Raw genomic sequence first — 653 nt, 5'->3', positions numbered from 1 at the left:
TCGGTCATATCAGGGCTACTTTGCCGAGCGCGGGGCGGCTTACTATCGAGAACAGCGGGCCAAGTGTCACCCCAAAGGTTTACTGCAGCGGGCTGCCGTGTTCTTCAAGTCCCTGCCGAAAGCTTTAAAAGCTAAGCCACGAGTTTTCAGTGTCGATACGTATGTCCACTATTTCAAAGCTCATTACCCGGGCTTTCCCTGCCCATCAACGGCTACGGTCTATCGGTATATCGAGGCTGGCAAGCTCCCGGAGCTTCACAACTATGATTTACCCATGAAGCTACGTCGCCGCGTTAAACGCCCGAATCACCGACATGCCCGCCTGAATAAAAAACGGCTTGGACAGTCCATTGAAGACCGGCCCGCAGTGGTTCGGAAACGTCAGGAGTTGGGCCATTGGGAAGGCGACTTAGTGAAAGCCAAACGGGTTGAGTCCGAACCAGCTTTAATGACGTTAACCGAGCGAGTTAGCCGGATGGAAATTATCGTTAAATTGCCTGATTACCGGGCAGAGACTTGCCGGCAAGCCCTCCAAGATACGATTGATGATTACGGTGCAGAAAACTTTCGGACGATCACGTTTGACAACGGCTCGGAATTCGCTAGTTTAAATCAGGTTCAAGGAACGGAAATCTACTTTGCCCATCCATATT

Annotated in this window: 1 protein-coding gene; it reads left to right on the top strand. The window is 51.3% G+C overall.

Going from position 1 to position 653, the window contains the following annotated elements; all coding sequences use genetic code 11:
- Positions 1 to 653: IS30 family transposase (locus HMPREF0519_RS12725; RefSeq protein WP_003636978.1), on the top strand; the 653-nt coding region annotated here is incomplete at both ends.

Origin of the sequence: Lentilactobacillus hilgardii DSM 20176 = ATCC 8290, from assembly GCF_000159315.1 — a bacterium.
GTDB lineage: Bacteria > Bacillota > Bacilli > Lactobacillales > Lactobacillaceae > Lentilactobacillus > Lentilactobacillus hilgardii.
This window is presented reverse-complemented; position numbering and strand designations above follow the sequence as displayed.